14 protein-coding genes and 1 pseudogene are annotated in these 13,278 nt (G+C 57.6%); 2 read left to right on the top strand and 13 right to left on the bottom strand.

Going from position 1 to position 13,278, the window contains the following annotated elements:
* Positions 1-62: 62 nt before the first annotated feature.
* Positions 63-551 carry a helix-hairpin-helix domain-containing protein gene (locus tag ACWGXE_RS06320; protein WP_447602226.1) on the top strand — a complete coding sequence of 163 codons (489 nt, stop codon included), beginning with the start codon at positions 63-65 and terminating at the stop codon, positions 549-551.
* On the opposite strand, the gene ACWGXE_RS06315 is transcribed toward ACWGXE_RS06320, so the two are convergent.
* The 12 genes and pseudogenes from ACWGXE_RS06315 to ACWGXE_RS06260 all read right to left on the bottom strand — a co-directional run bounded on the left by ACWGXE_RS06315 (position 529) and on the right by ACWGXE_RS06260 (position 10,743).
* Positions 529-1,887: a S41 family peptidase gene (locus ACWGXE_RS06315; protein WP_447602224.1), complete on the bottom strand. Its 1,359-nt coding sequence runs from the start codon at positions 1,885-1,887 to the stop codon at positions 529-531. The two genes, ACWGXE_RS06320 and ACWGXE_RS06315, sit on opposite strands and share 23 nt — an antisense overlap.
* A 24-nt stretch (positions 1,888-1,911) precedes the next feature.
* Positions 1,912-3,093 (bottom strand): murein hydrolase activator EnvC family protein, encoded by a 1,182-nt coding sequence (locus tag ACWGXE_RS06310; RefSeq protein ID WP_447602222.1) that lies wholly within the window; start codon positions 3,091-3,093, stop codon positions 1,912-1,914.
* Positions 3,090-3,989: a permease-like cell division protein FtsX gene (gene ftsX, locus ACWGXE_RS06305; RefSeq protein ID WP_447602220.1), complete on the bottom strand. Its 900-nt coding sequence runs from the start codon at positions 3,987-3,989 to the stop codon at positions 3,090-3,092. The genes ACWGXE_RS06310 and ftsX overlap by 4 nt, the downstream gene beginning before the upstream one ends.
* The gene (ftsE, locus tag ACWGXE_RS06300; RefSeq protein WP_447602218.1) at positions 3,986-4,654 is read right to left on the bottom strand and encodes a cell division ATP-binding protein FtsE; all 669 of its coding nucleotides are present in this window, start codon (positions 4,652-4,654) and stop codon (positions 3,986-3,988) included. The genes ftsX and ftsE overlap by 4 nt, the downstream gene beginning before the upstream one ends.
* Before the next feature lie 41 nt (positions 4,655-4,695).
* Complete coding sequence (locus ACWGXE_RS06295; RefSeq protein WP_447602216.1) at positions 4,696-5,082, bottom strand: YraN family protein; 387 nt, start codon at positions 5,080-5,082, stop codon at positions 4,696-4,698.
* Positions 5,075-5,755: a ribonuclease HII gene (locus ACWGXE_RS06290; protein ID WP_447602214.1), complete on the bottom strand. Its 681-nt coding sequence runs from the start codon at positions 5,753-5,755 to the stop codon at positions 5,075-5,077. Before ACWGXE_RS06290 ends, ACWGXE_RS06295 begins: the two co-directional genes overlap by 8 nt.
* 162 nt (positions 5,756-5,917) lie before the next feature.
* Positions 5,918-6,253 (bottom strand): annotated as a pseudogene (gene rplS / locus ACWGXE_RS06285) (50S ribosomal protein L19); the annotation flags it as partial.
* Entirely contained in the window at positions 6,250-7,044 is a 795-nt protein-coding gene (gene trmD / locus ACWGXE_RS06280) for a tRNA (guanosine(37)-N1)-methyltransferase TrmD (protein WP_447603877.1), read from the bottom strand. The pseudogene rplS and the gene trmD, both read right to left, overlap by 4 nt.
* Positions 7,044-7,568 (bottom strand): ribosome maturation factor RimM, encoded by a 525-nt coding sequence (gene rimM / locus ACWGXE_RS06275; protein WP_447602212.1) that lies wholly within the window; start codon positions 7,566-7,568, stop codon positions 7,044-7,046. The genes trmD and rimM overlap by 1 nt, the downstream gene beginning before the upstream one ends.
* A 22-nt stretch (positions 7,569-7,590) precedes the next feature.
* The gene (rpsP, locus tag ACWGXE_RS06270) at positions 7,591-7,878 is read right to left on the bottom strand and encodes a 30S ribosomal protein S16 (RefSeq protein WP_447602210.1); all 288 of its coding nucleotides are present in this window, start codon (positions 7,876-7,878) and stop codon (positions 7,591-7,593) included.
* A 78-nt stretch (positions 7,879-7,956) separates the two neighbouring features.
* Entirely contained in the window at positions 7,957-9,306 is a 1,350-nt protein-coding gene (gene ffh, locus ACWGXE_RS06265) for a signal recognition particle protein (protein ID WP_447602208.1), read from the bottom strand.
* A 183-nt stretch (positions 9,307-9,489) separates the two neighbouring features.
* Positions 9,490-10,743: an ISNCY family transposase gene (locus tag ACWGXE_RS06260; protein ID WP_447602206.1), complete on the bottom strand. Its 1,254-nt coding sequence runs from the start codon at positions 10,741-10,743 to the stop codon at positions 9,490-9,492.
* A 255-nt stretch (positions 10,744-10,998) separates the two neighbouring features.
* Between ACWGXE_RS06260 and ACWGXE_RS06255 the strand changes: the two genes are divergently transcribed.
* The gene (locus tag ACWGXE_RS06255; RefSeq protein WP_447602204.1) at positions 10,999-11,259 is read left to right on the top strand and encodes a DUF4321 domain-containing protein; all 261 of its coding nucleotides are present in this window, start codon (positions 10,999-11,001) and stop codon (positions 11,257-11,259) included.
* A gap of 6 nt (positions 11,260-11,265) precedes the next feature.
* Here the strand turns inward: ACWGXE_RS06255 and uvrB are convergent, their stop codons facing one another.
* Positions 11,266-13,263 carry an excinuclease ABC subunit UvrB gene (uvrB, locus tag ACWGXE_RS06250; RefSeq protein WP_447602202.1) on the bottom strand — a complete coding sequence of 666 codons (1,998 nt, stop codon included), beginning with the start codon at positions 13,261-13,263 and terminating at the stop codon, positions 11,266-11,268.
* Between the last annotated feature and the right edge of the window lie 15 nt (positions 13,264-13,278).

The following is a 13,278-nucleotide window of genomic DNA, read 5'->3' as shown; positions in this document are numbered from 1 at the left end:
GAGGATGCGCCGAGAGCCGGCCCTTGTGCCGCCCATACTAGACACAGCACTTGAGCAACCCCATGCCGGAACGCAACCAACAACTCTCCAATATATTTCAATCAATGGCCAACCTCCTGGCCTCGCGCCGTGCCAATCCATATCGCGTGCGGGCGTATCGCAAAGCCGCCGAAGCCATTCTCGCTCTTGAACAGGACATCGCGGATTTGAACGGACGAAAAGATTTGGAGCAGATCCCCGGTATAGGGCGGGACCTTGCGGAGAAAATTCTTGAATTCTTAGACACCGGGATGATCCGGTCTTACGAGGAATTGAAGAAGCCTCTCCCCGAAGAGATCTCTCACTGGACCGCTCTCCCGGGCATGTCGGAATCAATCGTGAGCTATTTGTATTTCCGATTGGGCATTCGGACGCTCGACGATTTGGATACACTGGTCCGATCACACCTCTTGCGCACCATGCCCGGCTTTACCGGAACCGAAGACGCGCTGATCGAAGCGCTCGCCGTCCATCGCCGTGCGATCGATCCTACGCCGGGGCCAGAGACTTGAATATCTTCCAACTTTTCAACAGTTCGACGGCCTTTTGCAATTGAATGTCGTCTTCCAAGGAGAACTCCCCGCCCGTGTCCATCGGAAGCGGCGCCGGCGGCGTGCCATTTCGGTGTGCCGGGTCCTCGCCCGACTTTTGACCCGGTGCCGGTTCTTTGGGAGCGGACGGCTTCACAGCCTTTGGATCGGCCTCCTTTTCCTTGCCTTCTTTCTCACCCGCTTTGGCGACGGTTTGGTTCTGCAGCTTCACGACGATATCGGGGGTGATTCCGGTGGACTGAATTGACCGGCCCTTGGGGGTATAATACTTAGCGGTCGTCAGGCGCAACCCCGAGCCGTCACCGAGCGGTAAGATGGTCTGCACGGAGCCCTTGCCGAAGGTCGTCGTGCCCACGATGACCGCGCGACCCCAGTCCTGGAGCGCGCCGGCCACAATTTCCGACGCGCTGGCCGATCCCTCGTTGACCAGAATAATCATCGGATAGTCTTCCAACGATTCCTTGGTCTTGGAAAACCATTCGTCCTTCTTCCCTTCTCGCCCCTTCGTGTAGACGATCAGCTTTCCATTCCCGACAAACTGTTCCGACACATCGACGGCCGCCGTCAGCAGACCACCCGGGTTGTTCCGCAGATCAAGTACGGTGCCTTGGACCTTCTGCTCCCGGAATTGTTTCAGGGCGCGGCTCAAATCGCGGCCGGTCGCTTCTTGGAATTGAGTCAGTCGGATATAACCGATGGTGTTGTCGATCACCTTGGATTTGACGCTTTCAATCTTGATGGTATCCCGCACCAATGAAAACACCATCGGATCCGTCGCGCCGTCCCGCTGAATCGTCAGATGCACTTTGGTGCCCTTCGGACCGCGCATTTTCTGAACGGCATCCATGAGCGTGAGATCTTTCGTGGATTCGTCATTCACTTTTGTGATGAAATCTCCCGCCTTGATCCCCGCCCGGTAAGCCGGCGTGCCTTCGATGGGCGCAATGACTGCCAATCGGTTTTCCTTGACGCCGATCTGGATGCCGACTCCGCCGAATTCTCCCTTGGTCTCGACCTGCATCTCTTTGTACATATCCGCCGTCATATAGGCGGAATGCGGATCAAGCGTGGACAGCATCCCCCGGATCGCGCCTTGCACCAGATCCTTCACTTTCGTGTCATCGACATAGTGTTTCTGAACCTGGGTCAAGACCTCCGAAAAGGTCTTCAGTTCCTCATACGTCTCGGATGCGTGCCCCGTCCGTTCCCACCCTTTTTCAATGAGGACACCGATCCCAAGCGAGAGGGTCACCATGAGGACCAGATACAACCAACGCCGGCGATACTGCTGTTCCATGGCTTGCTTCCTTCCTTCGCAATCCTACCGTTTTGAGAGCCACAGGAGAGGATCCACCGGTTCGGCTCCTTCCCGCAGCTCAAAATAGAGCGTGTTCTCTCCAGTCATTCCGGTATCACCGGTTTCGCCGATCGTCTGACCCGCCTCTATCCGGGCGCCGACCTCCGTCAGGAGCTTCGACGCATGGGCATAGAGAGAGAAGATTCCATTCGCATGATCCGCAATTATAACGAGTCCGTAGCCTTTCAACCAGTCCGCATAGACCACCGTGCCGGGGAGAACCGCCCGTATGATACTCCCTTCTACCGCCCGAATCTCAATACCCTTTCGTTGAATATAGGTATTGAAGGTCGGGTGTTTTTGCCGACCAAAGCGAGACACCACCTGTCCGTCCGCCGGCCACAAGAGGGTGCCCTTCAGCGCCCGAAGTCCGCTTCCGGGTGGTCTGGGGACCGCCCGCCGCCTGGCCTCCAATTCTCGGAGGAGACTGTCGACCCGAGCGGCGGACCGTTCCAATTCTTCAACAGCGCGATCATACGATTCTTTTTCTTGAGTAATTTTTGCGAGATAGACCCGCTTTTCCTTCTTCAAACTCTGAATCTGCGTCAGTTTGTGCTCCGTACTCATCTTGTATGCCAGAATCCTGCGACGAGCCTCTTCTCGCTCGCGTTCCATCTCGGTCATACGTTTGGCATCGCTTCGGTATTTCTCCATGATGGCGAATTCACGTTGCGACATGGAAGAGAGATACTGAAATCGCCGATGGAAATCTCCGTACGAGGCTGAAGCCAGCAAGCTCTTCAGATGCCCGAACCGGCCTTCGACATACTGCACGCGGAGCCGGGCGGCAATCGCATCATGACGTTCCGCAATACTTTTTTCGAGAGCCTTCAATTGGCTGTTCATCTCCTCGATTTCGCGGTCTTTTTTCTTGAGCTTTCTCCGGATCTCCTGGTGGTCCTGGCGGTGGCGCACCAATCGTTCATCCAGGGATTGGATACCTTGCAATACCGATTCGCGCTTCTTCTCGGCTTCGCCGGCCCTTCGTTTCTTTTCCTCGATGCTTCCCCGAAGTTTCTCCAGGTTTTTTCGTTCTTGCTCAATCTTGTCGCGATACGAGTCTTTGCGCTCGGCGTAACAGGGGACGGCGGTGGACAGCACCGCCCCGGCAATACAGGCCGCCGCCATGCCGGACCACGTTGTCACGCGCGGCCCTCGGCGAATCGCAGAAGAGACAGATAACTGCCGGTAAATCCGAGGAACATCCCCACCCCGACTACGAGCAGACACATGGGAAGCGGGAAAAAGACCAGCAGCGAATCAACTCCAAGGAACCGGCTGGTTGAACGGATTTCGTGCCGAAAGAGTTCAAAGCCCGCCTTGAGGATGGCGAGCGACAATGCGCTACCCAAGAAGCCCAGGACCGCGCCTTCCAGGACATATGGAACACGGATGAAGGTCTTCGTGGCGCCGATCATGCCGAGGATCTCAATTTCCTCGCGCCTGGCGTAGAGCGTGAGCCGGATCGTATTGGCGATGATGGTGACGGAGGCGGCGGACAGAATCACGCCGACGATCATGGCGGCGACTTCAATATAGCGGACCATGTTGGTCAAGGCATCGATCCAGTCCTGACTATATTGAACCTGGCCGACCCCCGTAATGGTCCGCGCCCGCTCAGCCCACCGCTTAATGCCTTCCGATGTCCGAAACGACGGGGCCACCGTCACCACGTATGAGGCCGGCAAGGGATTCTGTCCCAGTCCCTGCAGGAGATGGGAGTCCATGGGGAATTGCTTCTGAAATTCCGCCAGCGCCTGATCTTTTGATATATACGAGACAGCGGCCACGGCGCGGTCCGATTTCAGCTGGTGTTCGAGATTGGCGATCGCTTCCGGCCCGAGATCATCCTGAAGATACACGAGAACCTGTATGTCATGTTCCAAGGAGGCGGCCATCGATTTCAAATTGACATAGAGCAGGAGAAATACCCCGACACAAGCGAACGTAAACGCGGTGGTCGCCACCGCTACCATCGTCGTCGTCCGGTTTGTCAGGACATTCGCCACGGCTTCGCGCACCAAATAGGATGCCCGCCTCATAGAATGCCCTGCGATGGCTGAACGAGTTTCCCGCGAGACAGGGAAAGAACCCGGCGATTCACTTGCTTCATGACCTGGGGATCATGCGTCGCCACCATGACGGTGGTTCCACGCGCGTTGATGAGCTTGAATAATTCAATGATCTCGGTCGTCAAATCGGGGTCCAGATTGCCGGTCGGTTCATCCGCCAGCAAGACAATCGGCCCATTGACGATTGCCCGAGCAATGCAGACCCGCTGCTGCTCGCCCGTGGAGAGAGCCGGTGGAAGTTGCTCGCGTTTGGAATCCAATCCCACCGCCTTGAGCGCTTCCATGACCTTTCGCCTAATCTCACCGTTCGACTGCCCTTGGACCAACAGCGGCAATGAGACATTGTCAAACACCGTCTTCTTCGGCAAGAGGCGAAAATCCTGAAATACGATGCCGACTCGTCTTCTCAATATGGGAATCTCGGCCCGCGACAGCTTGGAGACATTGCGCCCTTGGACGAAAATCTGTCCTTCGTCCGGCTGCTCCGCACCGATCAACAATTTCAGCAAAGTCGATTTTCCGGCCCCGCTCGCCCCCATCAACAGAATAAACTCCCCCTTGTCGATTTCCAACGTAATATCCGAAAGAGCCAGCCGGCGATCATAGTATTTGGTGACATGGAACAACTGGATCATGACGTCACTATTCGATGATAGGCGAAAAGAGCGTCGGGTCTCTACGGCAATACGTGTCCGTCCGACACTTCAAACGCATTTTGAATGAGTTCGACGGCGCAATCTGGACCGGCGCCTGAGCGCAAGAGAACGACGTCGAACCGGCACGCACGACCTTGGATCCGGTGACGAGCCAAGTACTGCGCCGCTTGTTTCACAATCCGTGATTGTTTCCTCGGGTCCACAGCATACGGAGTCCCGCCAAAGGCATCGGTCCGGCGCGCCTTGACCTCGACGAAGACCAGAACCCCGTCGTCTTCCGCGATTAAATCCAGTTCACCAGACGGAGACCGGACATTGCGTGCAACGATATGATACCCGCGGCTGCGCAGAAATCGCTCGGCGAGCGATTCTGCTTCTCGACCCAACTGCTGTCGTGCATCACGCATCGACGTCCAATGCCGGCCACCGCCTCGTTCGGCCCGCACCATGTTCGGATGACGACGATGTGCGCCGGGTCAATCGGATGAGCACCGGCCAAAAGGTGCGGCGGTGGATGGCGCAAGGCCCATGCCGCTTCAGCAGCCTGAGATGCTCGGGCGTACAGTAGCCCTTATGGGAGAGAAAATTATACTCCGGATACTCCCGATGGTACTCGGCCATCATGCGATCCCGCGTCACCTTGGCGATTACCGACGCGGCGGCGATCGACTGAGAAAGGCAATCGCCTGTGATGATGGCTCGCTGTGGAATCGACACGAAGGGAATCGTCAGCGCATCAAGTAAGAGAAAGTCCGGGACGAGGGACATTGACACGATTGCCCGCCGCATGGCCAGGCGTGTAGCCTCCAGAATATTGATTCCGTCGATTTCCTGTTCGCTCGCGGAACCGACCCCGATGATGCAGGCTTTCGTTGTAATCGCCGCATACAAACGGTTGCGCTCGGCCTCGGACAGTTGCTTGGAATCGTTTAATCCAGGAAGGCGGCAACAGCGGGGAAGAATGACGGCCGCCGCGACGACCGGGCCCGCGAGCGGACCCCGGCCCGCCTCGTCAAGACCGGCAATGTACCGGTACCCGCAACGCCGGGCTTCCACCTCGAAAATATCGGTGGGTCCCACCCTACTCGGCTCCTGATCGACGACCAACGAGTGCCCTCGTCGCGGTGTCAGTCAGATACAACGAAACAGTTATGCCTTACTTGATGCAGGCGCCGCAAGAGCCGGACTGGCTTCCTCGATGCTCGGCGCCGTCGTTTGCGAGCGTCCTTCGGCGGAAAATTCGCGGTCTTCGACTTTGGCGAACTTTCCTTTCTTGGAACGAAGATAGTACAGTTTGGCACGGCGGACTTTCCCTTGTCGGACTACGGCGACCTTGGCGACGTTGGGCGAATGGATCGGGAAAATCCGTTCCACACCGACTCCGTACGACACCTTCCGGACCGTAAATGTCTCGGCATTGAGCGTTCCCCTCCTCGCGATCACGGTGCCTTCATAGACCTGGATACGCTCTTTTTCCCCTTCCACGACCTTCACATGCACGCGAACGGTATCCCCGATCTCGAACATGGGCACCGTCTTCTTGGTCAATGACCGTTGGATCCGTTCTAACCGATTCATACTCTCACCCCTCCTCCTGCGTCCGGCGCTGATATGACCGTGATGCATTCATTGACGACTTCATTCAACAATCGCATATCTTCCTCACTTAACGCACGATCTCGAAGGAGATCGGGCCGCTTCCGGTACGTGTTGCGCAGCGATTCTTTGCGCCGCCACAGGCGGATCGCCTCATGGTTGCCGGATAACAGCACATCCGGCACCGCAAGACCCCGCACCTCCGCCGGTCTGGTGAACTGTGGATACTCCAAAAGGGGCTCCGCAAAAGACTCCTCGGTGGTTGATGTCGAGTCGCCCAACACACCCGGGATCAGACGAGCGGCGGCATCGATGATCACCGCTGCGGCCAATTCCCCGCCAGTCAACACGTAGTCGCCCAAAGAAATTTCTTCGGGATTCAACAGTTCTGTAACCCGCTCGTCGATCCCTTCGTAATGCCCGCATAGAAAAACGATCGGTCGCTGTTCGAGTGAGATATTCACGGCATACTCATGAGTGAACGGCCGGCCCTGCGGGGAAGGGAGAATGATCCGCAGCCCCGCGTTTATCTGACCCTGTTCCGATTGATTCATCGCTTCGATCGCCCGCAGAATCGGTTCCGCCTTCATCACCATGCCTGCGCCCCCGCCGTACGGCACGTCATCGGCGGTCTTATGGCGATCAGATGCGTGGTCTCGAAGATTCTCAAGCCGGATTTCAAGGAGTCCCTTGTCCTGAGCCCGTTTCAGCATGCTCTGGCCAAGTACGGCTCCGACCATCTCGGGAAAGAGGGTCAAAACGATACACCGCATCACGACTGCTCCATAACGCCTTCGCTGGCCCGCACGGTCATGAGTCGCCCTGCTCGATCTACGGAAGCAACGGCTCTTTTGGTCGCCGGGATGAGAACTTCCCGGCCAGCCTGCCGCACGGCAAAGATTGGGTTCCCCGGCAATTGCCAGATTTCTTCCAATGTCCCGAGAACATGGCCCTGTTCGTCTTGGACCGTCATCCCGATCAATTCGTATTCGTAATAGGAGTCTTCGGCAAGAGGAGGCGAGGCCGCCTGCGGAATCTGCAAGACCCCGCCGCGGAAGCGCGCCGCTTCTTCCGGCGTCGAAAATGCGTCGAATCGCATGATATAGGACCGCCCACCCGGTCTGACTTGCACAACCTTCGTATTCAGGATTAATCCGCTCGGGGATACCAGCGTGACCTGCTGCAACCCTTCGAATCGATCGGGTACGTCGCTCAGCGATTGGACCTTGACTTCACCTCGGACGCCGAACGGTCGTTCGATCTTCCCGATCGTCACGAGATCCGGTTGCTCAGGCATCACCGGGCTCCGCCAATCCCTCTCAGGACTGCTTGGTGGCTTTTTGAGCTTTCTCGCTCTCGAATTGCTTCCAGATTCCAGACCGCTTGAGCAACGTCCGCACCGTCGTCGTCGGCTGGGCCCCGTGCCGCAACCATGTCAAGACCCGCTCCTGCTTCAGTTCTGGAACCGCCGGGTTCTTGAGAGGATCAAAGATGCCTAAGATTTCGAGGAATCGCCCGTCTCGCGGCATCCGCGAATCCGCCGCCACCACTCGATACATCGGTCGCTTATGCCGTCCCGTGCGTGTCAAACGTAAATGAACTGCCACTGTGCGCCTCCCTTGATGAAGAATCTGAACTACTCACGTGACAAGCCGCGAACCACATTCCCGGCCGGTGCCGCGTCGTTACATCCCCCGTAACATTTGAGCCAGGTGTCGCCTGCCGCCCGTGCCGGTCATCGCCTTGGCGATTTTCCTGGCGGATAAGAACTGCTTGATGAGCCGATTGACCTCGGTCACGCTCGTCCCACTTCCCTTCGCTATGCGTTTCTTGCGGCTGCCGTTAATGACCGTATGGTCGCGTCGCTCACGTGGCGTCATGGAATCGATCATCGCCACGACCCGCTTGATTTCCTTTTCAGGAACAGCGCCGCCGCCCGCCATATCCTTCAACCGTTGGGCGCCGGGCAGCATGTTGAGAATCTGTTCGAACGAGCCCAGCCGGTTGACTTGGCCTAGCTGTTCCCGGAAATCCTCAAGACTGAACGTATTGCTCGTCAGCTTTTTCTGTGCCGCTTCGGCCTGTTCGCGACTGAACGTCTCCTGCGCCTTTTCAATGAGGGATAGGACATCGCCCATGCCGAGAATACGGGAGGCCATGCGGTCCGGATGAAATAATTCGAGGGCGTCTAGCTTTTCACCCATCCCCAAAAACTTGATCGGCTTGCCTGTGACTGCACGGATGGAGAGAACCGCTCCTCCGCGCGCATCGCCCTCGACTTTGGTCAAGATCACCCCGGTTAACCCGACCTGCTGATCAAATTGAGTCGCCATGTTCACGGCGTCTTGGCCGGTCATCGCATCCGCGACGAGCAACACCTCCTGTGGATTCACTGCCATTTTGACCGCCGTCAATTCCGCCATCAGTTCTTCATCGATGTGCAGACGGCCGCCTGTGTCCAAAATGACCAAGTCATAACCTTGATCTTGCCCGCGCTTCGTTCCTTGCCGGCAAATCCGAACCACATCGGCTTGCGAGGCGTCTGCTTGATCCGCGCGATACACATCAACTGCGAGATCCCGACCGAGGCTGGATAATTGTTCGCCGGCTGCAGGCCTCCTCGGATCGGCCGCGACCATGAGCACGCGCCTGCCCTGCCCCTTGAACAACCGAGCCAGTTTGCCGCAGGTCGTGGTCTTTCCCGCTCCCTGCAACCCGATCATCATCACCACTGTCGGAGGCCGAGAGGACAGGCTCAGGCCTGCCCGCTCCCCCCCCATCATGTCCCGCAGCTCGTCCCAGACGATCTTCACGACCTGGTGGCCCGGAGTCAGGCTCTGGAGCACCTCCTGCCCAACGGCCTTTTCACGGACCCGGTCAAGAAAGCTTTTGACGACCTTGAAATTGACATCGGCCTCGAGAAGCGCAAGCCGCACCTCTTTCAACGCTTCCGTGATGTTCTCTTCAGAAAGAACGCCGTGACCGCGAAGCCGTTTCAGAATCCGTTCAAATTTCTCACTCAATGCATCCAGCATTGCGCCACCAAACAAAAAGGCAATCGAAGAGGTTCCTTGGACAGATCTCCGATCGCCTCGAAAAATCTGAAAAAAGAGTATCGCGCAGTGTAATTCACAGGTTAGGGGAAGTCAAGGCAATGTCAACCCCATGTCAACCCCAAGTAGAAATGTCCTCTTCTTCCCCAAGTAGAAATGTCCGGTTTATGTTCGGGCCTCCGCCGCGTGGCGTTCTTGTTCAGGCAGAAGCCGTTTGCGCCACGGATGATCCGCTGCCGGCTTGACTGGGCGCTGAGGGCGGTGGACTGTTGGGGCATCAGCGGCACGCACCGGACGCGTGGCGATAGCCGCATGGTCGAGCCTCCGGCCCTGATGTGTGATGCAGAGCGTCCCATCCACGCGTTCTTCCACCAGCACGTGGGTCGCCCGGACATTGGTCTGAACCTGATAGAGCTGCCCGTGGTGGACCACAGTCCAATCGCGGCGCAGGACCCGCGGGGTCTTCAGACACAGCATGCGATCGAGATCTCGGCCGGCCGGAACCGGTCGATGCAGATCGGCGGGCTGCGCGGGCAGCACGGCAAAGCGTTGGTTGTACCGCGGCAGATACTCCTCCAAGAAGCGGTTCGCGGCCTCCAGCGTCGTGATCCCGGCGAGGCGCAGTTCCTTGACCAGCCGATCCTGGAAGGTGGCAAACAGCCGCTCCACTCGACCTTTGGCCTGCGGCGAATGGGCAGGAATCACCGTGACGCCCATCTCCACGAGGCTCCGCTCAAACTGACTCTGGGGCGTGCGGCCTTCAAGCTGGTCGTCCACCGTCGGCTCGGCCGGCGACTTGTAGGTCGTATGCTTGTCCGTGTAGACGGCCAGCGGAAGGCCATGTTGCTTCACATAGCGCCCAAAGCTGTCCAACGCCGGGATGGTCCCTTCGTACTCATAGAATCGGGCATAGACGCGACTGCTTGCATCGTCGATGTAGGCCATGAGCACACCGCGGGGGCCGCGCCCTTCCAACCAGTCCTGGTGCGAGCCATCCATCTGGAGCAACTCGCCCACGTGCGCGTGGCGCGCCCGCCACGCCCGATGCGGACGCTTGCGCCGCTGAAAATGCTGCACCCCTTGCTCGAGGAGCCAGCCCCGCAACGTCTCCGGGCTCACCGCGATCCCATGCCGCTCGGCCAACTTCTCCGCTGCCAACGTCGGGCCAAAATCCCCGTACCGCTTCTCATACAGCCGGAGCACCCGCGCCTTGACCGGCTCCGCGATCCGGCGATTTGACGGCTGGCCCCGTCCCCGATGCGCCAGCCCCTGGTCCCCCGCCTGCTCCACCCGCTTGATCAGTCGCCGGATCTGGCGGGCTGTCAGCCCCAACAGATCACCGGCTTTCTCTTGCGTGATGCGCTTTTCCCTGACCTGGCGAATCACATGCACCCGCCTCAACTCCTTTCCACTCATCATGACCCTGTCCTCTCCGACCATCCGGCCCTCCTTGTGAGGGCCGGCAGTCTAGCAGTGAAGAGGACATTTCTATCTTGGTCAAAGCGGACATTATCATTTTGCGATTACAGGCAATGGGCAGCTTTGTAACGGGTCAGACCCACTACCGGCGGCTCGGCTCGTGGCATGCATTTTGTTGACATCGTGGAGAGCTTTCGATAAGGTGCGAAGACTCGATATGGGACAATTACGCAGGGACGGGCAAGAGAAGTCTGGATGAGAAAATCGGTCGGCGTTCTGCTGATATTCATCCTGATCGGGGGAATGCTCGGCGGAATTTTTGGCGAGATTCTCCATGTGATGGCCCCTAACGGCGCCATTCAAAACGTCTTTTCCAGCTACTTCTCTCCCGGCATCAATCCTCCGCTTACAATCGATTTGGTCATCATAAAGCTGACGTTAGGCTTCAGCATCAAGATCAACCTGCTGAGCATCCTGGGTATGTTTTTGGGCGCCTATCTCTACAAGCAGATGTAACTCCGGCTACTGTTTTACTTCAAGTCCTCGCATCCGAAGCGCCCGAATGCGGTTGCGCAGGTCGGCGGCCCGTTCAAATTCCAGATTTTTCGCCGCGGCTTTCATCTCGGCCTCCAGTTGCCGAATCAGCTGATCCGTGTTCTCCTCGTCCTTGTACGCTGCTCGTGGATCCGCCGCCAGTTCAAGCTGAACATAGTCCAGCTCAGCCGTCGCATACTCCAAGGCGGGAATGCCTTTTTTGATCGTGGCGGGGGTAATCCCATGTTCCCGATTGTAGGATTCCTGGATCCGGCGCCGGCGGGCTGTTTCATCCATCGCGAGTCGCATGGAATTCGTGACGGCATCCCCATATAAGATGACCCGTCCCTCCGCATTCCGCGCCGCGCGCCCGGCAGTCTGGATCAGCGATCGCTGTGATCGAAGATACCCTTCCTTGTCGGCATCCAAAATTGCCACCAGGCTCACCTCGGGAATATCCAATCCTTCCCGTAGAAGGTTAATGCCGACCAGTACGTCGAAGATCCCCCGGCGAAGGTCTCGGATGATTTCCGCTCGCTCCAACGTCTTGATGTCCGAATGGAGGTAGCGCACTTTGATTCCAAGGTCGTGATAATACTCCGTCAAGTCTTCCGCCATGCGTTTGGTCAAAGTGGTCACCAGAACCCGGTTTCCTTTGCCGACTTCCGCGCGCACCTCTCCCAGCAGATTATCGACCTGCCCCTTGGCAGGGCGCACGTCGATGACCGGATCCGTCAGCCCCGTGGGCCGGATGATTTGCTCCACGACTTCGCCGCCTGCATGGTCAAGTTCGTAGGGTCCCGGCGTCGCAGAGACATACACCACCTGGTTCAACGCCCGCTCGAACTCGGCGAACTTCAACGGGCGATTATCCACGGCAGACGGCAACCGGAATCCATACTCGACCAGCGTCTTTTTTCTGGAATAGTCGCCCTCATACATGCCGCCCACCTGCGGAACGGTGGCATGTGACTCATCGACGATCAAAAGAAAGTCCTTGGGGAAGTAATCCAATAATGTCGGCGGCGGTTCCCCCGGTGCGCGCCCGCTTAAATGGCGCGAATAATTCTCGATGCCATGGCAGTATCCCATGGCCCGGATCATTTCCAGGTCGAACTTCGTCCGCTGGGCGATTCGTTGCGCTTCCAGATGCTGGCCGGCCTTCTTGAATGCGAGGACCCGCGCTTCCAATTCTTCTTCAATGCCGGTGATGGCCCGCTCGTACCGATCGGGGGCGATGAGATAGTGCGTGTTCGGGTAGACGGCGATCTTAGGCAATTTACCCAGCGATTTGCCGGTCAGCGGATCAATCTCATGGATGGCATCAACCACATCCCCGAAGAGTTCGATGCGCACCGATTTCGCTCCTGAGGAGGCGGGAAAAATCTCGATCACATCACCCCTGGCGCGGAACGTACCGCGATGAAAATCCACGTCATTGCGCGCATATTGAATATCGACCAGCTTTGCCAGGATCTTCTCGCGCCGGATCTCCATGCCCTCCTCCACGTACACCAACATGTCGTGATACACCTCCGGCGACCCGAGGCCGTAGATGCAGGAAACCGACGAGACGATCAGCACGTCGTTGCGCTGTAGCAACGACGTGGTAGCGGCGTGGCGCATCTGGTCGATCGCGTCATTGATCGAGGCGTCTTTCGCAATGTAGGTATCGCTCTGGGGGATATAGGCTTCCGGCTGATAGTAATCGTAATAGCTGATGAAGTATTCGACGGCATTCTGCGGGAAGAACTGCCTGAATTCGTGATAAAGCTGTCCGGCCAAGGTCTTGTTGTGGACTAATACCAAGGTCGGCTTCTGCACCCGCTCGATCAGGTTGGCCATCGTGAAAGTCTTGCCGGAGCCGGTCACACCGAGCAGGACCTGATGTTGCTTGCCGGCAAGAACCCCGGCCGCCAGCTTGTCGATGGCTTGCTGTTGATCGCCGCAGGGTTTGAATGGGGCGTCGAGCTTGAAGGAAGGCATAGAGTTAATTTAGAG

Source organism: Nitrospira sp. Nam80, from assembly GCF_965152575.1.
This window is presented reverse-complemented; position numbering and strand designations above follow the sequence as displayed.

Excerpts from the sequence above, each read along its gene's own strand:
- ACWGXE_RS06320 (WP_447602226.1), top strand. The coding sequence starts at position 63 with ATGCCGGAACGCAACCAACAACTCTCCAATATATTTCAATCAATGGCC.
- ACWGXE_RS06315 (WP_447602224.1), bottom strand. The coding sequence starts at position 1,887 with ATGGAACAGCAGTATCGCCGGCGTTGGTTGTATCTGGTCCTCATGGTG.
- ftsX (WP_447602220.1), bottom strand. The coding sequence starts at position 3,989 with ATGAGGCGGGCATCCTATTTGGTGCGCGAAGCCGTGGCGAATGTCCTG.
- ftsE (WP_447602218.1), bottom strand. The coding sequence starts at position 4,654 with ATGATCCAGTTGTTCCATGTCACCAAATACTATGATCGCCGGCTGGCT.
- ACWGXE_RS06295 (WP_447602216.1), bottom strand. The coding sequence starts at position 5,082 with ATGCGTGATGCACGACAGCAGTTGGGTCGAGAAGCAGAATCGCTCGCC.
- trmD (WP_447603877.1), bottom strand. The coding sequence starts at position 7,044 with ATGCGGTGTATCGTTTTGACCCTCTTTCCCGAGATGGTCGGAGCCGTA.
- rimM (WP_447602212.1), bottom strand. The coding sequence starts at position 7,568 with ATGCCTGAGCAACCGGATCTCGTGACGATCGGGAAGATCGAACGACCG.
- ffh (WP_447602208.1), bottom strand. The coding sequence starts at position 9,306 with ATGCTGGATGCATTGAGTGAGAAATTTGAACGGATTCTGAAACGGCTT.
- ACWGXE_RS06260 (WP_447602206.1), bottom strand. The coding sequence starts at position 10,743 with ATGATGAGTGGAAAGGAGTTGAGGCGGGTGCATGTGATTCGCCAGGTC.
- ACWGXE_RS06255 (WP_447602204.1), top strand. The coding sequence starts at position 10,999 with ATGAGAAAATCGGTCGGCGTTCTGCTGATATTCATCCTGATCGGGGGA.
- uvrB (WP_447602202.1), bottom strand. The coding sequence starts at position 13,263 with ATGCCTTCCTTCAAGCTCGACGCCCCATTCAAACCCTGCGGCGATCAA.